Source organism: Amycolatopsis sp. NPDC088138 (assembly GCF_044741685.1).
Classification (GTDB): Bacteria; Actinomycetota; Actinomycetes; order Mycobacteriales; family Pseudonocardiaceae; genus Amycolatopsis.
The window spans coordinates 88121-113634 of record NZ_JBIUTB010000005.1 but is presented as its reverse complement, the minus strand read 5'-3'; the positions used below and the strand labels follow the sequence as shown (position 1 = coordinate 113634).

Below are 25514 nucleotides of genomic sequence, written 5' to 3'. Positions count from 1 at the left end.
CCGATCGGCTTGGACGCCTCCTTGCCGATCGGCTAGCTTGGGAAGTAACCAGATTGAGTGAACCCACCCCGTTCGGGCGAAACGGAGCTGACTCGTGGCAACCTTCCTGTACCGGCTAGGCCGGGCGTCCTTCCGGCGGCGCGCGCTGGTCGCGGCCGTCTGGGCGGCCGTACTCGTGGCCCTCGGACTGGGGGCGCTGACGCTGTCGGGCCAGCTGTCCAACTCGGTGACGATCCCCGGCACCGAGTCGCAGCGGGCGATCGACCAGCTGACCGAGAAGTTCCCGCAGGCCAACGCCGGTGGCGCCACCGCGCGCGTCGTGATCGAGGCCCCGGCGGGGACCACGGTGACCGACGCCAGGGGCAAGGCCGCCGTCGAATCGCTCGTCGGGCAGCTGAAGACCGCGCCCAAGGTGTCGAGCGTCGTCGACCCGTTCCAGGCCCAGTCGATCTCGCCCGACAAGCGCGTCGCCCTCGCGCAGGTCAGCTACGGCGCGAAGGCCTACGAGCTCACCGACGAAGACCGCCAGGCGCTGCTCAACACCGCGAACGCCGGCCGCGACGCCGGGTTCACCGTCGAGTTCGGCGGCGACGCGGTGCAGGGCATCCCCGAAACCGGCGCGACCGAAGGCCTGGGCGTGGCCGTCGCGGCCGTCGTGTTGATCATCACCTTCGGCTCGCTGATCGCGGCCGGGATCCCGCTGCTCACCGCCCTGATCGGGGTCGGCACCGGGATGGGCGGCATCTTCCTCGCCTCCGGCTTCCTCGAGCTGAACTCGAACACGCCGATCCTCGCGCTGATGATCGGGCTGGCCGTCGGCATCGACTACGCGCTGTTCATCGTCTCGCGCTATCGGCACGAACTGAGCCTCGGCCGCGATCCCGAGGAGGCCGCGGGCCGCGCCACCGGCACCGCCGGGTCCGCCGTCGTCTTCGCCGGGCTCACCGTGATCATCGCGCTGGCCGGGCTGACCGTCATCGGCATCCCGTTCCTCGGCCAGATGGGCGTGGCCGCCGCGGTCACCGTCGCGGTCGCCGTGGTCATCGCCCTGACGCTGCTGCCCGCGATCCTCGGCTTCGCCGGGAAGCGGGTCGCCGGGAACCGCATCCGGCTGCGCCGCAAGCCGGTCACGACGACGCACGGCGAGCGCTGGGCGCGGTTCGTCGCCCGCCACCGGTGGCCGGTGCTGCTCGTGGCGGTGGCCGGGATGGCCGTCGTCGCGCTGCCCGCGCTCGGCATGCAGCTCGGCCTGCCCAACGACAGCACCGCCGCGCCGGAGTCCACGCAGCACAAGGCGTACGAGATCGTCAGCCGCAGCTTCGGCGAAGGCGCGAACGGGCCGCTGCTGGTCGTCGTCGACGTCGGTTCGAGCACCAACCGCCAGGCCGCGCTCGGCCAGGCCGCGGCCGACATCCAGAAGCTGCCGGACGTCGCCGCCGTCACCCCGCCGAAGGTCAACCAGAACGGTGACACGGGGTTGCTCTCGGTGATCCCGAAGAGCGGGCCGAGCAGCACCCAGACCGAGGATCTCGTCGCCGCGATCCGCACCGAATCCGGCACGCTGCAGGAGGCGACCGGCGCGAAGCTGGCCGTCACCGGGCAGACCGCGGCGAACATCGACGTCTCGGAGAAGCTGTCCGACGCGATGCTGCCCTACCTCGCCCTGATCGTCGGGCTGGCGTTCATCCTGCTGATGCTGGTGTTCCGCTCGGTCGTGGTGCCGCTGAAGGCGACGATCGGCTTCCTCGGCTCGGTCGCCGCGACGTTCGGTGCCGTGGTCGCGGTGTTCCAGTGGGGCTGGCTGACCGACCTGCTCGGGGTCGAGTCGACCGGGCCGATCATGAGCATGCTGCCGATCCTGCTCATCGGTGTCCTCTTCGGACTCGCGATGGACTACCAGGTGTTCCTGGTGACGCGGATGCGCGAGGAGCACGTCCACGGCGCCGAACCGCAGGAGGCCATGGTCACCGGCTTCCGGCACGGCGCCCGCGTGGTCGTCGCGGCCGCGCTGATCATGATCAGCGTGTTCGCCGGGTTCGTCCTGGCCGAGTCGACGCTGATCCAGTCGATCGGGTTCGCGCTGGCGTTCGGTGTGCTGGTGGACGCGTTCGTCGTCCGGATGACGCTGGTGCCGGCCGTGATGTCGCTGCTGGGCCGCGGTGCCTGGTGGCTGCCGAAGTGGCTGGACCGGATCCTGCCGGACGTCGACGTCGAGGGCGAAAAGCTCACGAAGCACCTGGACGACGCCCCTGGTGACGACCCGCGCGAGCTGGTCGGCGCGAGCCGCTGAGCTTGGTTGTCCACAACCCGGCGGGGTTGTGGACAACCAGGCTTCGGCCGGGGGTTTTGTCGGCCACCACCGATAGACTGGACGTGGGACGCCCCCCGGGGAGGGTGGGGGCTGCTCTGGGGCGGGCGGCGGCCGCTAGCTGGCGAACCAGAAGATGGCGCCGCCGATGGCCAGTACCGCGGCGATGCCCAGGACGACCGCCATGAACTTGGCCGTCTTCCAGGCCGAATAGACGCCGCCCACCAGGAAGCCGCCCAGGGCCAGCAGCAGGACGCCGACGACTTCCTTGCTCACAGGACGCCCTTCGTGGAGGGGATGCCGCCCGCGCGCGGGTCCGGCTCGGTTGCCGCGCGCAGGGCGCGGGCCACCGCCTTGTACTCGGCCTCGGCGATGTGGTGCGGGTCGCGGCCGTGGATCACTCGGACGTGCAGCGCGATCTGGGCGTGGAACGCCAGCGAGTCGAACACGTGCCGCGTCAGCACGAACGGGTAGTTGCCGCCGATGGTGAACGTGGTGAACTGCTCCGGCTCCCCCACGTGCACGCAGTACGGCCGCCCGGAGACGTCGATCGCCGCGTGGGCCAGGGTTTCGTCCATCGGGATCCAGGCGTCGCCGAAGCGGCGGATGCCGCTCTTGTCGCCCAGCGCCTGGCGGATCGCCTGGCCGAGCACGATCGCCGTGTCCTCCACCGTGTGGTGCGCGTCGATGTGGACGTCGCCGGTCGCCTCGACCTTGAGGTCCAGCGAGCCGTGCACGCCGAACGCCGTCAGCATGTGGTCGTAGAACGGGACGCCGGTCGAGATGTCGACCTCGCCCGTGCCGTCGAGGTCCAGCTGCACGGAGATCGAGGACTCCTTGGTGGTCCGCTCGACCTTGCCGATGCGCGTCATCGGGAAACTTCCTTACTCGCCTCGAGGAAGGCGTCGTTCTCTTCCGGGGTGCCGATGCTGACGCGCAGGTGCCCGTCGATACCCGGGTCGCGGATCAGCACACCCCGGTCCAGATAGGACTTCCACGCCGCCGAAGGCGAAGCGAACCGTCCGAAGAGGACGAAGTTCGAGTCGCTCGGCACCGGGTCGAAACCCAGGCCCGCCAGCGCTTCCACGACGCGGTCGCGTTCGGCGGCCAGCTTGTGGACGGTGCTCAGGGTCGCGTCCGCGTGCCGCAGCGCCGCGCGCGCGGCCGCCTGGGTCAGCCGCGAGAGGTGGTAGGGCAGGCGCACCAGCTGCAGTGCGTCGACGACCGCGGGTGCCGCCGCCAGGTACCCGAGGCGGCCGCCGGCGAAGGCGAACGCCTTGCTCATCGTGCGCGACACGATCAGCCGCGCCGGGTAGTCCGCCAGCAGCTCGACGGCGCTGGGCTGCGACGAGAACTCCGCGTACGCCTCGTCGACGACGACGATCCCGGTGGCCGCGTCCAGGATCGCACGGAGCTCGGAAAGCGGGATCGAGCCGCCGGTCGGGTTGTTCGGGCTCGTGACGAACACGATGTCCGGACGCCGTTCCGCGATGAGGGACGCCGCCGCGGCCGTGTCCAGCGTGAAGTCGTCGCGGCGCGGGGCCGGCACCCACTCGGTGCGGGTGCCCGACGCGATGATCGGGTGCATCGAGTACGACGGCTCGAAACCGAGCGCGCTGCGCCCGGGGCCGCCGAAGGCCTGCAGGATCTGCTGCAGCACCTCGTTGGACCCGTTGGCGGCCCAGACGTTCTCCTCGGTCAGCACGACCCGCGTCGACACGCTCAGGTAGTCGGCCAGGTCGTGGCGCAGCTCGAGGGCGTCGCGGTCCGGGTAACGGTGCAGCTCGACGGCTTCCGCGCGGACGGCCTCGGCGACGTCCGCGACCAGCTCCGGCGGCGGCGGGTACGGGTTTTCGTTGGTGTTGAGCCGGATCGGGACGTCCAGCTGCGGCGCCCCGTACGGCGACTTGCCGCGCAGGTCCTCGCGCAGCGGCAGCTCGTCCAGGGTGATCTCTTCGCCGATGGTCATCGGGCCTCCCCCGCGAAACGCGCCGTCACGGCCTCGCCGTGCGCGGGCAGGTCCTCGGCGTTGGCCAGCGCGACGACGCGGCCGGCGACCTCGCGCAGCGCGTCCTCGTTGTAGTCCACGACGTGGATGCCCTTGAGGAAGCTCTGCACCGACAGGCCCGAGGAGTGGCGGGCGAACCCGCCGGTGGGCAGCACGTGGTTGGAGCCGGCGCAGTAGTCGCCGAGCGAGACCGGGGCGTACGCGCCGACGAAGATCGCGCCCGCGTTGCGGACCCGGGCGGCGACCGCGCGGGCGTCCGCCGTCTGGATCTCCAGGTGCTCGGCGGCGTAGGCGTCCACGACGCGAAGGCCGTCGTCCACAGTGGACACCAGGATGACGCCGGACTGCTTGCCACCCAAGGCTTCGGTGACGCGCTCGGTGTGCTTCGTCGCCGAGACGCGGCCCACGAGCTCCTTGTCGACGGCGTCGGCCAGCTCGACGGACGTCGTCACCAGGACGCTCGCGGCGAGCGGGTCGTGCTCGGCCTGGCTGACCAGGTCGGCGGCGACGTGCACCGGGTCGGCCGTCTCGTCGGCCAGGATGGCGATCTCGGTCGGGCCGGCCTCGGAGTCGATCCCGATCAGGCCGCGCAGCATCCGCTTCGCCGCGGTCAGGTAGATGTTGCCCGGCCCGGTGACGACGTCGACCGGGGTCAGCTCGGTGCCGTCGGTGTCCGTGCCGCCGTAGGCCAGCAGCGCGACGGCCTGCGCGCCGCCGACCGCCCACACCTCGTCGACGCCGAGCAGCTCGGCCGCGGCGAGGATGGTCGGGTGCGGCAGCCCGGCGAACCCGGCCTGCGGCGGCGAGCAGACGACCAGCGAGCCGACGCCGGCGATCTGCGCCGGGACGACGTTCATCACCACGGTCGAGGGGTACACCGCGAGCCCGCCCGGCGCGTACAGCCCGACGCGCTCGACCGGCACCCACTTCTCGGTGACCGTGCCGCCGTCGACGACCGTCGTGGTGACGTCTTGGCGGCGCTGCTCCGCGTGGACCTTGCGGGCGCGGGTGATCGACTCCTCCAGCGCGGCGCGCACGGCCGGGTCGAGCTGGGCGAGGGCCTGGGTGAGCCGCTCCCGCGGCACGCGCACGCTGACCGGGCGGACCTTGTCGAACTTCTCCGTGTACTCGAGGACCGCTTCGACACCGCGGTCACGGACCGCCTCGACCACCGGCCGCACGTGATGCAGCGCCGCGTCCACGTCGTATTCGGCGCGTGGGAGAGTGGCGCGCAGTTCGGCGGCGGTCGGGACCTGCCCGCGCAGGTCGGTGCGGTTCAACATGCCCCCAGGGTACGAGGTCACGCCGAGCGGGTTTTCAGCGATACTCCCCGGTGACGGCGGATCCCAGCATGCAGGAGGCAGCAGTGGCGCGCATCGCGTTGTGCCAGCTCAACTCGGGTGACGACCCGGAGGCGAACCTGAAGCTGGTTCGCTCCGGCGTCGAAGCGGCGGTCGCGGACGGCGCGCGGATCGTCGTGTTCCCCGAGGCGACCATGGCGCGCTTCGGACGTCCCCTGGACGGGGTCGCCGAGCCGCTGGACGGGCCGTGGGCGACGGCGGTCGCGGCGGTCGCGGCCGAGCACGGTGTGGTGATCGTCGCCGGGATGTTCACCCCGGCGGACGGGCGGGTGCGCAACACGCTGCTGGTCACCGGCGCCGGGCACCACCGCGGTTACGACAAGATCCACCTCTACGACGCGTTCGGCTTCGCCGAGTCCGACACCGTCGCGCCCGGTGCCACGCTGGCGACGTTCGAGTTCGAGGGTGTCGTCTACGGCGTCGCGACGTGTTACGACGTGCGGTTCCCGGAGCTGTTCCGGGCGCTGGCCGACGACGGCGCCGACGTCGTGCTGCTGCCGGCGTCCTGGGGCGCGGGCGAGGGCAAGCGCGAGCAGTGGGAGGTCCTGGTGCGGGCCCGCGCGCTGGACTCGGGCTGCTGGGTGCTGGCGTGCGGCCAGGCCGACCCGGCGGCGACGGGCGTCACGGTCAACCCGAAGGCGCCGACGGGCATCGGCCACTCGCTGGCCGCGGACGGCTTCGGCCGGGTGCACGCGGCCGCGGGCGCGGGCCCGGAGACCCTGCTGGTGGACGTCGACCCGGCGGTCTCGGCGCGAGCCCGCACCGCGACGGGCGCCCTGGCCAACCGGCGGCTTTGAACCGCAAAGCGGCACTTTCACGTGAAAGCGACCACCAGGGGGCGGCACTTTCACGTGAAAGTGACGTCTTAGCGGAGCAGGCCTTCGCGGATCGCCACCCGGACGAAGCCGGCTCGGCGGCGCTCGCCCGTCTTGTCGCGGATGCGGTCCAGGTAGGACCGCACCGTGCGGACGCTGATGTTGAGGATCTCCGCGACGTCGACGTCGCGCTCCCCGGCCGCCACCAGGCGCAGCACCTGCTTCTCGCGCTCCGACAGCACGATCTTCGGCCCCGCGTGCCGCTCTTCGCTGTCCTGGATGATCATCCCGGCCAGCGTCGGCGAGACGTACGCGTTGTCGTCGGCGATGGTGCGGATCGCGCGCAGGAGCTCGTCGCCGTCGACGTCCTTCGACAGGAAACCCTTGGCGCCCGCCTGCATGGCGCCCAGCACCTCCGGCTGCTCGGCGTGCGCGGACACCACCAGCACCTTGTGCCCCATGGCCCCCACCTCCAGGACCGCGGCCGCGTCCTGGACGCCGCGCAGCTTGAGGTCGAGGACGACGACGCTGCCCGCCGGCTGGTCCTGCACCGCGAAGCGGGCCACCGAGTCGGCGACCGCGCCCAGCTCGATGTCCGGGGCCTCGGTGAGCACGCGGGTCAGCGCGTACCGGTAGAGCGGGTGGTCCTCGATCACCCCGACGTGGATGCGCCGGGGGGCCGGGGTCTGCTCGCCGGGGTCGCTCACTTGCGACCGCCGCGCCGCGGGCCCGACCCGCCGATGAGACCGCGCCGGATGGCTTCCTTGACCAGGCCCGGCCGGCGCCGTTCGCCCGTCTTGTCGCGGATCCGGTCGAGGTAACCCCGGACCGTCCGGACGCCGATGCCGAGGATCAGCGCGATGTCGACGTCCCGCTCCCCCGCCGCCACCAGCCGCAGCACCTGCTCCTCGCGCGGCGACAGCTCGACCTCGGCCGCGGTCACCGGCCGGTCGGCGTTGTCCTTGATGATCATCCCGGCGACCACCGCCGAGACGTACGCGCCGCCGTCGGCGACCGTCTTGATCGCGATCAGCAGCTCCTCGGCGTCGACGTCCTTGGACAGGAACCCGCGCGCGCCGGCCGCGATCGCGCCGAGCACGACGTCCGGTTCCGCCTGGGCCGACACCACGAGCACGTGGTGCCCCAGTTCGCAGACCTCCAGCACGGCCGCCGCGCCCGCGACGCCCGGGAGGCCCAGGTCGAGCAGCACCACGCTGCCCGGTGGCTGCCGGTGGACGTGGAAGCGGGCGACCGAGTCGACCACCGCGCCCAGCTCGACGAATTCGGCCTCGGCCAGTACGCGCTCCACGGAGACGCGGTACAGCGGGTGGTCCTCGACGACCGCGACCTGGACCCGCCCCGGCCCGGTCACTGCGTCTTCGGTCGAGCGCTCTTCTGTCATGTGCACGACTTTCACCCCGTTCCACCCGACGGGGCCGGCCGGCCGGCGGTGGCCGGATCCAGCGCGGAGCCCGTCGGCACCAATGCGAGCAAACTACCTGCGATCGGCTGGCGGGCCACCCCTCCGTACCCCAGTGAGGCCAGCGCCTGGGCGCTGACCACCGGGTACTTGCGGCCCGTGTCGGTCACCAAGTACGTCGTGGCGGAGCCGGCTTCGACGACCACCGCCCCTCCGGACGGCGGCACGTAGACCTCGTCCGCCACCCGTGCTTCGGACCGGGTCGCGACTTGGATGGCTCGCGCGCCTCCGGGAAGCGGAAGTTCGGCCGAAACGAGTAACCGGGACCCCTGCGAGCACAGCGTCACCGAGTTGCCGGTGATCGGCGCCTTGCCGGGGATGCGGTCCGGGAAGGCGGCCGGGTCGGCGCCGCCCGCGCGGGGCGCGGCGACCTTCCGCGCCCCGGCGACGTCGGCCGCGCGCACCTCGACCGGGGCCGGAGTCCCGGAGTAGGCCGCGGCGTTGGCCCCGGTCGTCACCAGCAGGCTGGCCTCGGTCTGCCCGACCGGCTCGAGCCCGTCGGCGCGGACCAGGTAGTACGACGTCGCGGAGCCGGGCGCGGCCATCGCGTCCACCACCGAGAGCACCTCGCCGACGCGGGTGTCGCGGCCGCCCACGGACGGGCCGCGGTCGCCGGCGCCGTCGACCGGCAGCGCGGTGAGGTCGCGCCCGGACGGGACGGTGTCGATCCAGCGGGCGGACACCGCGATCGTCGGGTAGCTGTCGAACTGCAGCGCGGTCGCGGCCTCGTCGCTGAGCTTGTAACGACGGCCGCCGTTGAGCAGGAAGCGGTCGCCCTCCGGCAGCTTGACGATGACACCCTGGTCGCGCGGCAGCTCCACGCCGGACGCGGGCCCGGTGAGCAGGACGGCGGTGCGCGGCTCGGCCGATGCGGGCGCGTCCTGGGTGGTCCGGCTGCAGCTCGTCCACGGTGTGGTGACCAACGCGGGCGAGGCGGGCAGCGAGTCGGGGGCGCCGGGGATGCCGATCTGGGCGCCGCGGCCGGCCGTGCCGAGGTTCTCCGACGAGACGGAGACGGTCGCGTCGCCGTTGCCGCCGGCCAGCAGCCGGGCGGAGGCGTAGTTGAGGACCGGGTGCAGCACGCCGTCGGCCCCGAGGACGAACCGCGCGCCGGTGCCCTCTTCGACGATCACCTTGCCGCCGGCCAGCCAGTCCTTGCCGCCGTTCGGGTTGAGCAGGCCGATGATGCCGAACACGGCGGTGACGAGCAGCGCGGCCACGAGCCCCAGGACGGTGCCGAGCACCAGGCGGCGGCTGGGGGCGACGGGGTGGTTGGCGTCGGCGGCGACGAGCGCGGAGACCAGCCTGCGGCGGAGGAACTGGTACGCCTGGATCTGGTCCCGCTGCGTCCACACGCTTCTCGTGCCCCCGGCTGTGCGTCCTGTCTGCGTCCCGAACCCTCCGAGCGCCTGATGCTAAGCACCCGATCCGGGGGCGGCGAGGGTAATTTTTACGCCCACGCCGTATCTGGGGAGGTACTAGCGTCCGGAGGCAGGGAAAGGGGAACCTGTGTCCGTCGGAACCGCTGAATCCGCTGTCCGCCCGGCGCCGCCGCGACCCGCACGCACGCCGCTGCCGTGGCTGCTGCCGATCCGGCCGCTGCAGGCCGCGGTGTGGGAGATCGCCGGCATCGCCGCGCTGCTCGCGTGGACGCTGGACGGCCTCGCGCAGCCCGTCCGGATCGGCTTCAGCGCCGCCGCCGCGGCCGTGGTGCTGCTGACGTCGGTGCGCTTCGCCGGGCGGCACCCGGCCAGCTGGGCGCTGACGTGGATCGCGTACCGCCTGCGGCGCCACGACACCCGCCACGACAGCCCGGACGCTCTCATGCGCGTCGCGGGGCCGGTGAAGGTGCGCCAGCACGTCGACCGCGCCGGGAACCGCTTCGGCGTCGCCGAGGTCGACGGCGGGTGGAGCGCCCTGGTGCGGCTCACGCCCGGGTCGGGCGAGCCCTCCCCCGAGGCGCTGGTGGGCATCCTGCGCGCGGCCTACCGGCGCACCGACGTCCCGCTGGCGTCGGCGCAGCTGCTCACGTGGGCCGTCCCGCGCGGCGACCAGGTGCTGCGGGTGCGCTGGCTGGCCGTGCGTTATCGTCCGGACCTCGCGCCGATCGCCGCGCTGGCCCGCGGCGGCGGCGACCTCGGAGCGTTGCGCAGCACGGCGTCCGCGGCGCTGAGCCTGATGGGCGAGCTGGCCGAGGCCGGCTACCCGAGCACGGTGCTGGAGGCGGGCGAGCTGGGCAAGGAGCTGCGGGTGGCACTGGGCGTCCAGGGCCCGTCCCCGGAGCCCAGCGACCACTGGCGGTCGTGGACGTGGGGCGACGCGAGCCAGATGTGCTTCACGCCCCGCTCGGTGCGCTCGCTGGACGTCTCGGTGCCGGAGGCGGCGTTCACGGCGACGTCGTACACGCTACGGCGCACAGCGGGCGGCAAGGAGCACGAGGAGCTGACGATCCGGGTGGGTTCCCGCTCCGGTGCCCCCGTGCCTCCACCGAGCGGATCAGCGGTGCCGCTGCACGGCCGTCACGGCGAAGGAGTCCGCCGGACGCTCCCGCTGGCCCTGGATTCCTAGCGACAACGAACACGCTGCGACAGACCTCGCCCGACACTCCTACTTGGCGGGTGGCGTCTTCGCAGCCTTCGGCGGCGGCTTGGGCAGCGACCCAGTCGGTCCACCAGTGGACTTGGGAGTCGTCGTCGGCTTCTGACTCTCCTCCTTTCTGATGGGACTCATCGAAAACTCAATCGAGCGGAGATGTTTCTCATCTCATTCCCTTTCACTACTTGGCCGGAGGCGTCTTTGCCGGCTTCGCTGGCGCCTTCGGCATGGCCCCCGTCGGCCCACCGGTCGACTTAGGAGTTACCGTGGGCTTCTGACTTTTCTCTTCGGTACCCTGAGCATCCAGCGTGGTCGCCTGCGCAACCAAGCGAGCGGGGTCGATATATTCAGCCATCTTCCTACCTCTTCTTCAGGGTCATCAGCCGTTCCCGGAGGAGTCTGGATAAATTCCACACTGATAGCATCTTCGCAATTCACCCAAACTCCGAAACCATCGTGTGGATAATTCCTTTCCGACTCCTCCTTGCTTGCAAAGTTTCCAGAGTCATCCAACGCCCACAGGTTAGCAACATAGAGGTCACGACGACCAGGCGACTGTGACATGTGACCGAAATCTTTCTCCACAAAGCCGCCTAGCTGAGTTCCATCTTTATATCGAATCCGAACCCAGTTGGCCGCAAAGGCATGCTCTGCGGCATAATCCCATGAAGTCTGGTAGCGAGACCCGCGAAGCAATTCTCTAGACGGAAACTTAAAGCTTCCCACGCGCAAGGAAACTCTCCACCAGTGCCATACGAGAGCAGAACTGCTAGGCACAATGAATACCAATAACAACACGGCCAAGCCAGCAAGACGAGCAAAGCGAAGCGGATCCCCCAACTGCGCCAGCACGTACCGGATCGGACCGCCAAACGCCCACACATAGAAGACGTCGAAAATCGCCGTCAAGCTGATAAGCGCAAAGAGTCTGGACGAAACCGGACGATCGGAATCAGCCGTACCTCGAAGCCAGCCACTTACAACCTGAAACACAAACCCGGGCAGCACTGCACCGATGATGACGATCAACTGCTGCCAGGTCTTCGCGTCCACTGTCGTCGATCAACTTCCGTCGTAGTCCACGGACCTGCTGATGGTAGACGCACCCACCGACAGAAATTGAAAGGCCGCCACGATCGCTCGTGGCGGCCTTCACGGACTTTGGAGCAGGTCAGCCGCGGACGGCTTCGTAGACGCCGGCGATCATGCCGACGAACGGGACCAGCGAGAGCAGCACCAGGAACTCCGAGACGTCCAGCAGCCGCGACCAGTAGGGCGAACGCAGGCCGCGGGCCACCCGGGTCGCGTAGATCAGGCAGATCGCCGCCGACAGGACCACCGCGCAGCCCGTCGCGAAGATCGCCGTGCGGTTGCCCGAGGCCACCAGCCAGACGCCCGCGACGACCAGGCTCGTGACGCCGAAGGCGACCAGGACCAGGCGCTGCGCTTTGCCCGCGTACGACCGGGACCGCAGGATCCACGCGACGCCCAGCACCGCGGCCAGCCCGGCGTCCCACGGCCCGCCCGTGGCCAGGACGACCGCCGAGAAGAGCACCACCAGGCCCAGCGCCACCAGCAAGCCGGTCAACACGGCCTGGGCGCGGGACGTGCGGCCGAACATCTCGGTGCCCAGCGACGGCTGTTCGTCGGCGCGGAAGGCCTCCATGTCGTCCGGCACGCGCGGGAGCGGGAGGCGGGCCAGGCGCAGCGCCATCATCGGGGCCACCGCCGCCAGCGCCGTGCAGAGCACCGCGACGACCGCCGCGGCCGAGATCGGGGAGACGCCCGCCAGCAGCACCACCCCGGTCGTCACCGCGCCGAACGCGGACGCGACGGTGATCGCGACGAACCACGGCAGGCGGTCGGCGACCGAGACCGCCGCGAGCACGCCGTACACCGTCACCGCGGCGAAGCCCGCGGCCAGCGGGCCGGCCGACAGCGAGAACAGCGGATGCGGTGGCAGCACGGACATCCCGGCCAGCAGCGCGACGCCGACCCCGGCGAGCGACCCGGCCGCGCCGGCCTCGGCGTCGCCGTACGCGCGGCTCAGCGCGCCGCCGCCCAAGAGCAGCACCAGCGCCAGCAAGCCGGTCCCGATCGGGGCCAGGACGCTGCCGGACGCCGCGGCCTGCACCAGCAGCCCGCCGGCGAGCAGCAGCACCACCGCGGCCACCAGCCCGGACCGCCGCGCGACCGAAGGACCCCAGCCGCCGGTGGCGTCGGCGGCGCTGGCGATCGAGTCGACGACGTCGTCGAACAGCAAGGGACCCCGCGGGCGCTCCCGCGGGGTCAGGTGGAGGACTTCGCCGTCGCGGATCTGCGCCGCGGCGACGCTCAGGCCGAGCGCCAGTGGCGCCCCGCCCAGCCGGGAGAGCACCCAGCCCGGGTGGTCGGCCGAGGCCTGCCCGGACGCCCCGGCGAGCCGCACCAGCTGCGGCACCAGCTCGGCGAACGTCGACTGCTGCGGCAGGGCGACGTCCACCCGGGCCCGTGGCGTGACCACGGTGACCCGGCGGGTCGTGCCGGTGAGAGAAGCCGTCATCAGATGTTCTTGGCGGCCGAGATGACCGGCGCGAACTTCGCGTTCGACGCCTCGGCGAGCTTCGTGAGCCCGGCGTTCACCGCCTCCAGGACGATCTCCGAGAGGTTGCGGGCGTCGTACTCGCGGATCGCGCGCGGGTCGATGTCGATCGAGGTGAACCGGCCGTCGCCGCGGAGGGTGACGGTGACCTCGTTCTGCCGCGAGTGCGCCTTGATCTCCATCGCCTCGACCGTGCGCTGGATCCGCTGGACCTCTTCGGTCTGCTTGCGCACCTGCGCCAGCAGTTCGTCCATGTCCGGCACCGCGTACGGATCGGTCATCGGGTTTTCCCTTCGTGCTGGCGGACGTGGACGCTGCCCACGAACCGCTGGAAACCGGGTGAGAGCGCCCGCGCGGTCGCGGGCGCGGCCGTGCAGGCGAGCTCGAGCACCAGCCGCTGCTCCGGCGTGGCGCCGGGCACGGTCAGGTGCACCTGGGTCTGGATCAGCTCGGTGCCTTCGCCGGTGCGCAGGCGCAGCAGCTGCATGACACCGGGCGCGGCCGGGGCGCCGACGTCCCGGTGGCTCAGGACGTCGAGCCCGGCCGAGGTGAGGGACAGGCGTTCGACGGCTTCGGCGGCGATGTCGTCGATCGACTTCGCGTCGGGCCGCTGCTGGACGCTCACCGTGATGTTCGGGACGAACTCGCCGGGCGGCGCGTCGTGCACGGCGACGAACACCGCGCCCGACTCGCCGGGGTCGACGGCGGTCCAGCCGTCGGGGATCACGAAGTCCAGGGGAAGGGTCATCACAGCCCCACGTACGACGTGGCGTCGTCCCAAGCGGATCCGACCGCGTTGGCGGCGTCGTGCGCGGCGGTCCCGACGTAGTCCGCGGCCGCGCCGCCGTACTCGCCGATCGTGTGGCCGAGCTTCGGCAAATCAATATCGATCTTCGCGCCGACACCGGCGCCGAAGCCGAGCGCGGCCCCGGCCTTGAAGTTGACCTTGATGTGGCCCGCGTCGTAGACGGCCTGGGCGTCGAGCTGCGCGCCGACGCCGTACTGCAGCGTGCCGTTCGCGCCGACGCCGATGCCCGCGACGTCCGCCGCGACCTCACCCTCGACCTTGCCACCGGCGAAGGCGTTCAGGTGTGCGCCGGCGCCGTGGGCGCCGATCGTGCCGGACGCGCTCGCCTCACCGCCGGCGAACAGCGTGCCCTTGGCGTGCGCCGAGGAGACGCCCCAGTCGCCCTTGAGCTCGCCCTCTTCCTTCACCGCGGCCAGCTCGGTGTGGCCGGACGCGCCGACGTCCCAGCCCTTCGACGTGATCTTCCCGTCGTACTCCGGGGTGAGCCCGTCCTGGTCGTGCTTGAACTTGTAGTAGGTGATCTCGGTGTTGTTGCCCAGCTTGTCCTTGAGGCTCTCCGGCTTCGGCTGCCCGAACGGCGTGTCCGCCTTCTTCGGCGCGCGCGTGCCTTCGAGGCCGTCCCAGGTGAGCTTCTTCCAGCCCGAGTTCTTGAACCACGACGGCGCGTCGCGCGGCCGCTTGCGCCCGTCGAGCGGGCTGCCGTTGAGCCAGCCCAGCGGGCCGCCGGTCTTCTTGCCCAGCTTGTATTCCAGCCGCTGGGTGCCTTCGGGCGGGAACAGCTCGGCGAGCGCTTCGGAGAACTCGTCGACGACCTGCCGCGCCGCCTGGACGCTCTGCTCGCCGAGCTGGCGCGCGGCCTGGATGAACGCGCCGACCGAGCCCGAGTTCACCGCGCGGGCCTGCGCGGTGAGCTGCTGGGCGTACTGGTCGAACTGCGCGATGATCGAGTCGACCGCGGCCTTCGCCGACTGCACGAGCTGTGCCGCCGTCGCGAGCCGTTTCGCCTGGTCGTCGAGCTTCGTGGCGGCGTCGGTCAGCTCTTGGCCGAGTTCGCCGGCCGCGGTGGCGAACGCGGTGTAGGCGTCGCCGTCCCAGTCCGCGTGCAGCGTCTTCGCCGAGTCGCCGACCTCCTTCGCCTTGCCCGAAACCGTCGTGGCCTGGGTGGCGACCCGCTGCGACGCGGCGCTCAAGGCGCCGGGATCCCCCGTGACGCGCCGCTGGCACTCGAGAAGGACCTGCCGGTACCCGGACAGCACGGAGCTGACCACCCCGGACGCGTCGACGACCCCCGAGCCCGTCATCGGCTAGTTCCCGGCCGCGTCGTAGCCGACGTGCTGGCTGAAGTGCTGGCCGTTGTAGTCGAGGTTGATGTCGACGTCGAAGTCCTGGCCGCCGGGAGCCTCCACAGTGGACTCACCGGTGGTGAGGTTGGTGTGGATGGTGACTTCGTTCGCGCCGCCCATCGACCCGGCGCCGCTGGTGACCGGGGCGGGCTGGGTGACCGGCTGGGTGACCGGCGCCGGCTGGGTCGGCACGGTGGCGCCGTTCTGCGACGGGTCCACCGCGATCCAGCTGTTCGACGGGTCGAGCGGGGTGCCGTTGGCCGTCACCGGGACGGTCGCGCCGCCGGTGCCTGTGCCCGTGCTGGAACCGCCGCCGGTGGCGAGCGCGGGCGGGGTGTAGTCGGTGAACGAAGGCTGCTGCGGGATCCCCCCGCCGCTCCCGCCCGCCACCGCCTGCTGCCCGGCCGGGCTCGCCACCGGCGACGGGGCCTGCGGCGCCGTGACCGGGGTGGTCCCCGCCGACGGTGTCGTCGCGCCCGTGGTGCCGGTGTCGTGGTGGAACAGCTTCTCGATCTCGCCGATGACCGTCGCCAGCTGGGTGATCTGCTGGGCGAGGTCGGTCGCGCCGAGGGCCTTGAGCAGCGCGCCGATCGAGGTGATGAAGGCACGCAGCGACGCGCTCGTCCCGGTCGACAAAGCGACCGCCGCGCCGTAGGTCCACGGGTTCGACATCAGCGAGGCGACCGTCGGGTTCACCGCGGAGACGACCGCGCGGTAGGCCTCCTGCGCCGTCTTGATCAGCGTGCCCGAGATGCCGAGCAGCTCGGCGCCCTTCTGAACCACGCCGATGATCTTGGTGAGCTGGTCGAGGGAGTCGGTGATCTTCTTCAGCGCCGACTCGCTCGCCGCGCCCGACCAGATCTTGCCGAGCTGGTCGGCGGCCTTGGTGAGCTCGGTGTACATGCTCAGGAACTGCTCGGCCTTCTTGACCAGGTCGAGCACGTGCTTCGCGATCTGCTCCGGCTGGCCGGTGACGATCTGCGGCAGGATGGTGATCGGCCCGCCCGAGGACGCGGTCGCGTCCATCGCGCTGGAGTTCGGGAAAGTCAGCATCGGACCTCACAGAGTTTCATGGGGCACACGGCAGGAATCAGACGACGGAAGCGGGCCGGTACACACTGACCTTCGCCAGTCCGCTGATGCGGGCGTCGAGGAGCCCGTGGTTGTACAGGCGGCCGCCGTCGCCGGCGACGCCGATGACCGGCTGGCGGTCGGAGAACAGCAGCGGTTCGACCACCACGACGTCCCCGCTGTGCACGCCGCCGGGGACGTCGGAGAACGTGCGGGCGGTCCCCGCGTAGACCTCGATCAGCCCGATCCGCGCCTGGTTGTCGGCGTCGCCGGCCAGCCAGTCGTTGAAGTCGGCGACCCCGTGGAAGCGGGTGTCGGTGATCGGGTGGTCGCCGAGCTTGCCGAGGTCCGCGTCCCCCAGGTAGCGCAGGACGTTCCCGACCGACGACGGTTCGCCGTGGGCGCCCGCGCTGTCGTTGATCGCCAGGGTCGCCAGCTCGGAGGCGTGCGAGTTGCCCCAGATCGACGAGGTCGTCGTCCCGCCGGTCGCGGAGCCGCCGCCGTAGCCGGTGGCGATGTCCTGGTCCGCCGCCTGGTAGGCGTCGGCGCTGGCCTTGACGAGCCCGTTGATCTGCTGCAGCAGCTGCAGGAGCGTGCGGACGGCGGTGATCTGGCCGGAGTGCAGCGCCGCGTTGGCGGCGGCCACCGCGGTGCCGAACGTCGCGAACGACGTCGGCTGCACGACCAGGCGTTCGAGGTCGGCCACGGCGTTGATCCCGTGGGCGATGATGCCGCCCACGTTCCCCACGGCGGAGCGCATCGCCTCGGGCTCAGCCCGGTACTCGCCGGCCATGGGTCTCCTTCCGCGGGTGGCTGCTCGGCAGAGCGTAAGTTCGTCCCCGGAAGCGGGCGGACGGCAAAAGTACCCACCGCGAGCGGGCGGTGAGTGGCCAAAATACCGGGCAGAGCCGTCCCGGATCTGGAGTCTTCGCCGCATGAGCCTGTCGCCCGAGCGCCCCACCGAGATCGTGCTGCAGTCGCCGCCGATGCTTCCGAAGAGCTCGTCCGGCGGGATGATGCAGCTGATGATGTTCCTGCCGATGATGCTCGGCATGGGCGCGATGTCGTTCGTCTACATCGGACGCGACGGCGGGGTGATGACCTACATCTTCGGCGCGCTGTTCATCTGCGCCATGGGCGGCATGGTCGTGATGTCGCTGGGCCGCGGCGGCATGGCGAAGAAGGCGCAGATCAACGACGAGCGCCGCGACTACCAGCGGTACCTCACCGGCCTGCGCGGCCAGGTCCGCGACATCGCCGACGGCCAGCGCGCCGCGATGGTCGCCGTCCAGCCCGACCCGGCCGACCTGTGGGCCTACGTCGAGACCGGGCAGCTGTGGGACCGGCGGCGCACCGACTCGCAGTTCGCGCAGGTCCGCGCCGGCACCGGGCCGCAGCGGCTGGCGACGCCGTTGAAGGCCCCGCAGACCGTGCCGCTGGAGGACCTGGACCCGGTCTCCTCGACCAGCCTCAAGCACTTCATCCGCACCTACTCGACCGTCGACGGCCTGCCGGTGGCGCTGTCGCTGCGGTCGTTCGCCGCGGTGACCCTGGCCGGGCGCCGCCCGGACGTGCTGGGCCTGACGCGGTCGCTGCTGTGCCAGCTCGCCACCTTCCACTCCCCCGCCGACCTGCGGATCGCGCTGTGCGTGCCGCAGGACCGGCAGCACGACTGGGAGTGGGCGAAGTGGCTGCCGCACGCGACGGCGGCGACGGCGTCCGACGCGGTCGGCTCCCGGCGGCTGGCCGCCGAGGCCGCGGCCCCGCTGGCCGAGCTGCTCGGGCCGGACCTCGGCGAGCGGCCGGTGTTCAGCCGCCGCGCGGCGAGCGAGCTCGACCTGCCGCACCTGGTCGTGGTCGTCGACGGCGGCAACGCCCACGGCGAGCCCCGGCTGATCGGCGAGGACGGCAGGCTCGGCGTCACGGTGATCGAGATCGGCTCGGAGCACCCGCGGACGTTCTCGACCGAGAAGCTGCTCAGCCTGCACACGACCCCGGACTCGCTCGGCATGGTCGTCGGCGACACGACCGAGCAGCGGCTCGGCTTCCTCGGCCGCCCGGACGTGCTCGACCGCGGCGCCGCCGAGGCGCTGGCCCGGATGCTGACGCCGTTGCACACCCCCGCCGCGGTCGTCGGCGAGGCGCCGATGTCGGCGACGTTCGGGCTGTCCGGGCTGCTCGGCATCGGCGACCCGCGCGACACCGACACCGCCGTCACCTGGGCGCCGCGCGCGGCGCGGGACCGGCTGCGGATCCCGCTGGGCGTCAACCCCGAGGGCCGTCCGGTGGACCTGGACCTCAAGGAGTCGGCCGAGGGCGGGATGGGGCCGCACGGCCTGGTCATCGGCGCGACCGGATCGGGCAAGAGCGAGCTGCTGCGGACGCTGGTGACGGCCCTGGCCGTGATGCACTCGTCGGAGACGCTGAACCTGGCGCTGATCGACTTCAAGGGCGGCGCGACGTTCGCCGGGATGACCGGGCTGCCGCACACCTGCGCCGTCATCACGAACCTGTCCGACGACCTCGCGCTGGTCGACCGCATGGCCGACGCCCTCAACGGCGAGCTGCTGCGGCGGCAGGAGCTGCTGCACGCGGCCGGGAACTACGCGTCGGTGCGCGACTACGAGAAGGCCCGCGCGGACGGCGCGCCGCTGGACCCGCTGCCGTCGCTGCTGGTGATCATCGACGAGTTCAGCGAGCTGCTGTCGGCGCGTCCGGAGTTCATCGACCTGTTCGTCGCGATCGGCCGGCTCGGGCGCTCGCTCGGGATCCACCTGCTGCTGGCGTCGCAGCGGCTGGAAGAGGGCCGGCTGCGCGGGCTGGACTCGCACCTGTCCTACCGCGTCGGCCTGCGGACGTTCTCCGCCGCGGAAAGCCGTGCGGTGCTGGGGGTCGCCGACGCCTACCACCTGCCGCCGGTGCCCGGGTCGGCGTACCTGAAGGCCGACACCGACACGCTGATCCGGCTCAAGGCGGCCTACGTCTCGGGTGAGCTGCCGCCGCGCAGCACGGTCGTCCGCGAGGACGGCCAGGAGCTGGGCGTGCTGCCGTTCTCGCTGGCCCCCGTCGAAATCCCGGTGACGACCGAGCTTTCCGAAACCCCGGCCGCCGACGGCACCGGCGAGACGATCATCCACGCGATGCTGTCGCGCCTGGAGGGCAAGGGGCCCGCGGCGCACCAGATCTGGCTGCCGCCGCTGAACGAGCCGCCGACGCTGGACCAGCTGCTGCCGCCGCTGGGCGAGGACGCCGCGCGCGGCCTGTGCCCACTCGGCTGGGGCGGCAACGGCAAGCTGACCATCCCGGTCGCGCTGGTGGACAAGCCGTTCGAGCAGCGCCGCGACCTGCTGTGGGCCGACTTCTCCGGCGCGGGCGGGCACGCGCTGATCGTCGGCGCCCCGCAGACCGGCAAGTCCACGCTGATGAAGGACATCGCGGGCATGCTCGCGCTGACGCACACCCCGGCCGAGGTGCAGCTGTTCGTCCTCGACATGGGTGGCGGCGCGCTGGCGCCGATCGCCGGGCTGCCGCACACGTCCGGCTACGCGACCCGCCGCGACGCGCAGCGCTGCCGCCGGGTCGTCGCCGAGCTGACGACGCTGCTCGAACAGCGCGAGGAGTTCTTCGCCGCCAACGGGATCGAGTCGATCACGACGTTCCGGCAGCGCCGCGCGGAGTTCACCGAGAGCACCGACGGCCGCGAGTTCGGCGACGTCTTCCTGTTCGTGGACAACTGGACCACGATCCGGCAGGAGTACGAGCAGCTGGAGGAGCAGATCACCGGGCTCGCCGCGCGCGGGCTCGGGTTCGGCATCCACGTGATCGTCTCGCTCAACCAGTGGATCGGCGTGCGCGCGCAGCTGCGCGACGCCATCGGCACGCGGTTCGAGCTGCGGCTGGGCGACCCGATGGACTCCTCGATCGACCGCAAGGTCGCGATCAACGTGCCCGCCGACCGGCCCGGGCGCGGCATCACCGCGGAGAAGCTGCATTTCCTGGCGGCGCTGCCGCGGATCGACGCGGACCAGCGCCCGGAGACGATCGGCGCGGGCGGTGTCGACCTGACGCGCCGGATCTCCGAGGCCTGGAAGGGCCCGCGCGCGCCGCAGGTCCGGCTGCTGCCGCCGGAGGTCCCGCTGGACACGCTGGCCGCCGGCCCGTCCCGCCAGGTGACGCTGGGCATCGCGGAGTCGACGTTGCGCCCGGTCCACCTGGACTTCGCGGCGGACCCGCACTTCGTGGCCTTCGGCGACGTCGAGTCGGGGAAGTCTTCGCTGCTGCGCGCGATCGCCCGGGGCATCACCGCGAAGTACACCCCGTCCGAGGCGGCGATCATCGTCGCGGACTACCGCCGCGGCCTGCTCGGCGCGATTTCCGAGGAGCACCTGCTGGGTTACGCGGGCGCCGAAGGCAAGCTGACGGAGCTGATCGCGGACTGCGCGACGGCGATGCGCAACCGCCTGCCGGGCCCGTCGGTGACCCCGGAGCAGCTGCGCAACCGTTCGTGGTGGCGGGGTCCGGAGCTGTTCGTCCTGGTGGACGACTACGAGCTGGTGGCGACGGTGGGCCGCAACCCGCTGCAGCCGCTGCTGGAGTTCCTCCCGCAGGCCCGGGACATCGGCCTGCACGTGATCATCGTCCGCGGTTCCGGCGGTGCCGGGCGCGCGCTGTTCGAGCCGGTGCTGCAGCGGCTGCGCGAGCTGGGTTCGCCGGGGTTGATCATGTCGGGCACGAAGGACGAAGGCGCGCTGCTGGCGGACGTCAAGCCGTCACCGCAACCGCCTGGCCGCGGGACACTGGTGTCTCGGCGGCACGGGACCGGGCTGGTTCAGGTGGCGTGGACGAAACCCACGGAGTCCTGAGCGGGAAAGTGAATCCGGCCCCTCCCGGGCGGGAGGGACCGGATCCGGTCGTCACATCGACGACGACAGCGCATCCCTGGCGTCGAACAACGCCCGGTGGGCCTCCCGCTCGGAGGTCATCGCGATCCCCGAGCGGTCGAGGACGACCAGGCTGGTCACCAGGAACCCGCGAGCCAGCTCGGCGTACACCTCGTTCGTGACCACCGAACTCGCGAGCAGCGTCCGGACGAACTCGGCGAACACCGGCGGGTTCACGTAGTAGTAGTCGCTCGCCATCATCTCGAGCCCGGTGGCGCCGGGCTCGACACCCGCGTCACCGGCCAGCGTGTCCGCCAGGGTGACGAACAGATGGCCGACCCGGAGCGCGGGACTCCAGACGACTTGGCCGTCGACGTCGAAGATGTAGCTCACCTAGGAAAACTCCAGATAGACGGTCACGTCCGGGTGCGCGGTGCGGAACTGGCTCACCGCGTCCTCGATGGCCCCGCGCAGCTCCGTTTCCACGCCGGGAACGGTCATCCGCAAGCCGATCGGGGCATCACGGTACCCCGCGAGCTCGGGACTGATCGCGCGCGCCTCCAGGTACGAGTTGAACTTGGCGGTCACCTGCTTGTCCACCCACTGGGGGACGTCACCGGCCCACGTCGCGGATTTCTCCTCCCACAGGACACCGCCCTCGACGTGGTCGACGTCGGTGATCATCCGGCCGTTGTTGGGCACCTTCGGGTCGAAGACCTTGACGTCCTTCGAGCCCTCCAGCGGTCCCTTGTTCTGCACCAGCTTCTCGACGTCGCCGGCCGCGCCCTCGATGCCGTCCATCGCCATCTTGAGACCGCCGAGGATCCCGGCGATGCCACCGGCGATTTCCGGGCCACCGGTGAACACGCAGGCGACCAAGCCGCCCAGGAACCCGATCGCGCCGCCGGGGATGGCCCCGACCCCGCCTTCCGGCAACCCGATGAGGGCCCCGGCCGCGGTGGCGCCGGCGATCTCCTCGCCGCACGTGGCCGCGCCGCCGGCGACCGAGCTCGCGCCGGCCAGCGCCAGCCCGATCCCGCCGCCGATCTCCAGCAGGTGCGCGATGAGGGCCAGCAGCTCCCCGGCGTGGTCGCGCACGAAGTCGAGAGTGCCGCGGGCCATCGCGTCGATCATCGCCAGCAGCTGGTCGGCCGCGTCCCGCAACGCCGCCAGCTCCGGCCGGTCCTGTGCTCCCGCCGCGGCTTGGTCCCGGAGCTTCTGCACCGAGGACCGCATGTCGGTGACGGCCTGGCGGGTCGATTCTTCCCGCTGCTTCTCGACCGCCGCGTTCTGCGCGGCCGCCGCGGCTTCGGCGGCCTCGGCGGCGGACTTGCCGGCGGCGACCGCGTCGGCCAGTGCCTGCGCCGCCGACGCCCTGGCCTGGGCGGCGTACTGCGACGCGAGCGCGGCGGACTGGGCGGCGTGCGCGGCGGAGTTCTTCGCCGCCTGCGCGCTGCCCTGGGCGGCCGCCGCGGCATCCCGGGCCTGCTTGGCCGAGTACGCCGCCTCCGCGGCCGACTTGCTCGCGTCGTCGGCCGAGGCCTTCGCCTGCGCGGCGAACTCCGCGGCCTGGGTCGCGGACGTCTTCGCCTTCTCGGCCCACTGAGCCGCCTCGTCCGCGGCACCACGGGCGGTCGCCGCGTACTGGGCGGCGAGCGCGGCGTTCTGCCGGGCCAGCGCCGCCGACTGCGCCGCATCGGCGACGTAGCCGTTGACCTGCGCGACGTGCTCGGCCGCGTCGGCGTCCCGGAGGGCGGCGTCGAACTGCCCGGTCCCCAGGAACTTCTTGACGTAGGACCACGGTCCGGACAGGGCCGCGTTGGCCGCCGCGCGGACCTCTTCGCCGCCGGCGTCGAGGACCTTCTGGACGGCGACCCGGTCGTCGTCCTCGGCCGCGTGGTAGCGGCCGGTCGCGAGGAACGCCCGGACGTCGTCGGGGGTGCCCGACAGCGCGCGGTTGGCCGCGTCGCGGGTGATCGGCCCGCCGGTGTTGAGGATCTTCTGGACGGCGACCCGGTCGTCGTCGTCCTTGTGCGGGTAGGCCCGCGTGCGCAGGAACTCCTTGACCTGGTCGTAGTTGCCGGCGTTGGCGGTGTTCGCGGCCGTGCGCTGGGCGGGGATCGTGGTCGCGCCGGCGACGATGGTGACGCTCAGCCGGTCGTCCTGCTCGATCGCGGCGGCGAGCCCGGCGCGAGCGAAGCCGACGACCTGCGCGTCGGTGCCACCGAGCGCGTCCGACGCGGCGAGCCGCACCTTCGGCCCGCCGTTGTGCCACAGCGCGGCTGCCGCGCGCCTGCCGTCCGAGACCGCGGTGGCCGGGGCCGTTGCCGGGTCGGCCGCCGCCGTCACGAGCTGCTGGGTGGCCGCGTCGACCTGCTCGGCGGCGCCTGCCGTCCAGTGCGGGGTGCTCACCTGGTCGGCTTCGGCCTGCTTGGCATCCTCGGCGTCCCGCGTCGCCTGCGACTGCTGTTCGGCCAGCCGCTCGGTGTCCGCGCGGCGAGCCAGCTCGGCCGTGGTCTTCGCCTGGTCGGCCGCCACCTGCGCGCTGTCGGCTTCGTTCTTGGCCTCGGTGGCCGCCGCCTGCGCGCGGTCCGCCGCGCCGGCCGCTTCACCGGCGTGCTGTGCGGCTTCGTCGGCCGCCTTCGCCGCGTTGTCGGCGTGGGTGGCCGCGTCCGTCGCGGCCTGCCGCGCCTGACCCGCGGCCACGGCCGCGTCGTTGGCGAGGGACATCGCCGCACCGGCGGCCCGCTTGGCCTCGTCGGCATTGCGCTGCGCCCGGTTGGCGGCGGCCGCGGCTTCGGCGGAGCTGGCACCGGCCTGCTGGGCCCACCCGCCGGCGTCCCGCGACGCCTGGGCGGCGGCCGCGGCGTCACCGGCCGCGGAGGCGGCGGCCTGGGCCGCCACCGAGACCTGGCGAACGGCCTCGACGGCCTGGGCGACGGCGTCCGCGGCGGTCCGTGCCCCGATCGCGGCGTCGCGGGCCTTCTGCGCGGCGTCACGGGCGGCGTCCGCCTGCCCGCGGTCGGTCGCGGCCGCGGCGGCGGCGTTGCGTGCCCTGGCGGCCGCCTGGCCCGCCATCGACGCGGCCCACGCCGCCTGGCTCGCGGCGTGCGACGCCTCGCGCGCGGCACTCGCGGCCGCCGAGGCGGCGTTGATCGCCTTCTGCGCGGCTTGCGCGGCCCGGTTCGCGGCGTCCGCCGCGCGTCCGGCGGCGCTCGCCGCCTGGGCGGCCGAGCCCTGCGCCTGCCGGGTCTCCTCCGCCGCGGTCTCCGCGGCGGCCCTGGCGGCCGCGGCGGCCGCCACCGCCTGGTCGGCGGCGTCCTTCGCGGCCTGGGTCTGCACCGCGGAGCGCGCCTGCGCGCCCTTCGCCAGATCGGCCAGCGCGCTGACGGAAAGCGTTTCCGCGTCCCGCTGGGTGGCCACCTGGTAGCCGGTGCGGAGGAACTCCCGGACGCTCTCGATGGTCGACGACAGCGCCTGGTTCGCGGCCTTCTTGACTTCCGGGCCGCCGTTGGTGAGCAGCAGCTGCACGGCGATCCGGTCGTCGACGTCCTGCGCCTGCTGCCAGCCGGACTCGAGGAAGGCCAGCTGGGCGTCGGTGGTGCCGTTGAGCGCGGTGTTGGCGGCCGCCTTCACCCGCGGCCCGGTCGCCGCCGTGAGCAGCCGGGTGACCTGGATGCGCACGTCGTCGCGCCACGGCTGCTGCCAGCCCGCGGTGAGGAACGTCCGGACGTCACCGATCGCGCCGCTCAGCGCCCCGTTGGCCGCGTGCTGGGTGGCCGGCCCGCCGGCCGTGAGCATCTTCTGGACCGAGACCCGGTCCTCGACCTCCTGCATCCGCGCCAGCCCGGAGCTGACGAACGCCCGGACGTCGTCGTCGGTCCCGCACAACGCGGCCTCGGCCGCGCGGGACACCACGGGGCCGCCCGTGCGCAGCAACGCGATGAGCTGCTGCCGGTCGGTGAGCGGCGGCGGAGTGCCTTCGGCCGCCGCCGCGGGCACCAGGCCCACGGTGAGCGCCACGGCGGCGACGAGCCCCACCGCGGCGCGGGCTCTGCCCGGCCATGACCATCTGATTCTCATGTGCGGTCGCTTCCTTCCCGGAACCGGAACGATTCATCGTCGACGCGGAAGGCGACCCGGAAAAGCATATGAAGAAGACCCACGAATCCCCCACCCACTTCGGGAAAGGGTAGCCAGCAGGAACCCGGTGGCGCAAGTTTTTCACAAGCGGACAAAACCGGCGGCATCCGAAATGTGAACG

General features: G+C 72.2%; 20 protein-coding genes. 4 read left to right on the top strand and 16 right to left on the bottom strand.

Features of this window, described 5'->3' with window-relative positions:
• The first annotated feature begins 94 nt into the window (after window positions 1-94).
• A complete protein-coding gene (locus tag ACIOD2_RS26920) occupies window positions 95-2290 on the top strand; it encodes an MMPL family transporter (protein WP_400543571.1) in 2196 nt (731 codons plus the stop codon).
• 135 nt (window positions 2291-2425) lie between these two features.
• Here ACIOD2_RS26920 and ACIOD2_RS26915 read toward each other — a convergent pair whose 3' ends face one another.
• From ACIOD2_RS26915 to hisD, 4 genes are read right to left on the bottom strand one after another with little or no spacing between them, the layout of a single operon-like run.
• A complete protein-coding gene (locus tag ACIOD2_RS26915; protein ID WP_247062838.1) occupies window positions 2426-2584 on the bottom strand; it encodes a hypothetical protein in 159 nt (52 codons plus the stop codon).
• Entirely contained in the window at window positions 2581-3180 is a 600-nt protein-coding gene (hisB, locus tag ACIOD2_RS26910) for an imidazoleglycerol-phosphate dehydratase HisB (protein WP_400543568.1), read from the bottom strand. The genes ACIOD2_RS26915 and hisB overlap by 4 nt, the downstream gene beginning before the upstream one ends.
• Window positions 3177-4277: a histidinol-phosphate transaminase gene (locus ACIOD2_RS26905; protein ID WP_400543565.1), complete on the bottom strand. Its 1101-nt coding sequence runs from the start codon at window positions 4275-4277 to the stop codon at window positions 3177-3179. The genes hisB and ACIOD2_RS26905 overlap by 4 nt, the downstream gene beginning before the upstream one ends.
• Window positions 4274-5599 carry a histidinol dehydrogenase gene (hisD, locus tag ACIOD2_RS26900; protein ID WP_400543562.1) on the bottom strand — a complete coding sequence of 442 codons (1326 nt, stop codon included), beginning with the start codon at window positions 5597-5599 and terminating at the stop codon, window positions 4274-4276. The genes ACIOD2_RS26905 and hisD overlap by 4 nt, the downstream gene beginning before the upstream one ends.
• A gap of 83 nt (window positions 5600-5682) precedes the next feature.
• On the opposite strand from hisD, the gene ACIOD2_RS26895 reads away from it, so the two are divergent.
• Entirely contained in the window at window positions 5683-6474 is a 792-nt protein-coding gene (locus ACIOD2_RS26895) for a carbon-nitrogen hydrolase family protein (protein ID WP_400546093.1), read from the top strand.
• A 68-nt stretch (window positions 6475-6542) separates the two neighbouring features.
• Here the strand turns inward: ACIOD2_RS26895 and ACIOD2_RS26890 are convergent, their stop codons facing one another.
• The 3 genes from ACIOD2_RS26890 to eccB are packed head-to-tail and all read right to left on the bottom strand — an operon-like array spanning window position 6543 to window position 9327.
• On the bottom strand, window positions 6543-7199 hold the full coding sequence (locus ACIOD2_RS26890; RefSeq protein WP_323332676.1) for a response regulator transcription factor: 657 nt from the start codon (window positions 7197-7199) through the stop codon (window positions 6543-6545).
• Entirely contained in the window at window positions 7196-7894 is a 699-nt protein-coding gene (locus ACIOD2_RS26885) for a response regulator (protein WP_400543558.1), read from the bottom strand. Before ACIOD2_RS26885 ends, ACIOD2_RS26890 begins: the two co-directional genes overlap by 4 nt.
• 11 nt (window positions 7895-7905) lie before the next feature.
• Window positions 7906-9327: a type VII secretion protein EccB gene (gene eccB / locus ACIOD2_RS26880; protein ID WP_400543555.1), complete on the bottom strand. Its 1422-nt coding sequence runs from the start codon at window positions 9325-9327 to the stop codon at window positions 7906-7908.
• A 154-nt stretch (window positions 9328-9481) separates the two neighbouring features.
• Between eccB and ACIOD2_RS26875 the strand changes: the two genes are divergently transcribed.
• Window positions 9482-10540, top strand: coding sequence for a type VII secretion protein EccE (locus ACIOD2_RS26875; protein ID WP_400543552.1), 1059 nt, complete (start codon window positions 9482-9484; stop codon window positions 10538-10540).
• A gap of 288 nt (window positions 10541-10828) precedes the next feature.
• Here ACIOD2_RS26875 and ACIOD2_RS26870 read toward each other — a convergent pair whose 3' ends face one another.
• From ACIOD2_RS26870 to ACIOD2_RS26840, 7 genes are all read right to left on the bottom strand, one after another.
• Window positions 10829-11620, bottom strand: coding sequence for a DUF6338 family protein (locus tag ACIOD2_RS26870; RefSeq protein ID WP_400543549.1), 792 nt, complete (start codon window positions 11618-11620; stop codon window positions 10829-10831).
• Between the two features lie 118 nt (window positions 11621-11738).
• A complete protein-coding gene (gene eccD / locus ACIOD2_RS26865) occupies window positions 11739-13109 on the bottom strand; it encodes a type VII secretion integral membrane protein EccD (RefSeq protein ID WP_400543547.1) in 1371 nt (456 codons plus the stop codon).
• Window positions 13109-13429, bottom strand: a complete 321-nt coding sequence (locus tag ACIOD2_RS26860) for a YbaB/EbfC family nucleoid-associated protein (RefSeq protein WP_323332665.1) — start codon at window positions 13427-13429, stop codon at window positions 13109-13111. The genes eccD and ACIOD2_RS26860 overlap by 1 nt, the downstream gene beginning before the upstream one ends.
• Window positions 13426-13896, bottom strand: coding sequence for a hypothetical protein (locus ACIOD2_RS26855; RefSeq protein WP_400543543.1), 471 nt, complete (start codon window positions 13894-13896; stop codon window positions 13426-13428). The genes ACIOD2_RS26860 and ACIOD2_RS26855 overlap by 4 nt, the downstream gene beginning before the upstream one ends.
• The gene (locus ACIOD2_RS26850) at window positions 13896-15257 is read right to left on the bottom strand and encodes a WXG100 family type VII secretion target (RefSeq protein ID WP_400543540.1); all 1362 of its coding nucleotides are present in this window, start codon (window positions 15255-15257) and stop codon (window positions 13896-13898) included. Before ACIOD2_RS26850 ends, ACIOD2_RS26855 begins: the two co-directional genes overlap by 1 nt.
• Before the next feature lie 3 nt (window positions 15258-15260).
• Entirely contained in the window at window positions 15261-16352 is a 1092-nt protein-coding gene (locus tag ACIOD2_RS26845) for a hypothetical protein (RefSeq protein WP_400543537.1), read from the bottom strand.
• Between the two features lie 37 nt (window positions 16353-16389).
• Complete coding sequence (locus ACIOD2_RS26840) at window positions 16390-17163, bottom strand: WXG100 family type VII secretion target (protein WP_400543534.1); 774 nt, start codon at window positions 17161-17163, stop codon at window positions 16390-16392.
• A 142-nt stretch (window positions 17164-17305) separates the two neighbouring features.
• On the opposite strand from ACIOD2_RS26840, the gene eccCa reads away from it, so the two are divergent.
• On the top strand, window positions 17306-21232 hold the full coding sequence (gene eccCa / locus ACIOD2_RS26835; RefSeq protein WP_400543531.1) for a type VII secretion protein EccCa: 3927 nt from the start codon (window positions 17306-17308) through the stop codon (window positions 21230-21232).
• Between the two features lie 51 nt (window positions 21233-21283).
• On the opposite strand, the gene ACIOD2_RS26830 is transcribed toward eccCa, so the two are convergent.
• Together ACIOD2_RS26830 and ACIOD2_RS26825 are read right to left on the bottom strand one after the other, a co-directional pair.
• Complete coding sequence (locus ACIOD2_RS26830; RefSeq protein WP_400543528.1) at window positions 21284-21643, bottom strand: DUF6086 family protein; 360 nt, start codon at window positions 21641-21643, stop codon at window positions 21284-21286.
• Window positions 21644-25333, bottom strand: coding sequence for an ALF repeat-containing protein (locus tag ACIOD2_RS26825; protein WP_400543525.1), 3690 nt, complete (start codon window positions 25331-25333; stop codon window positions 21644-21646).
• Window positions 25334-25514 lie beyond the last annotated feature (181 nt).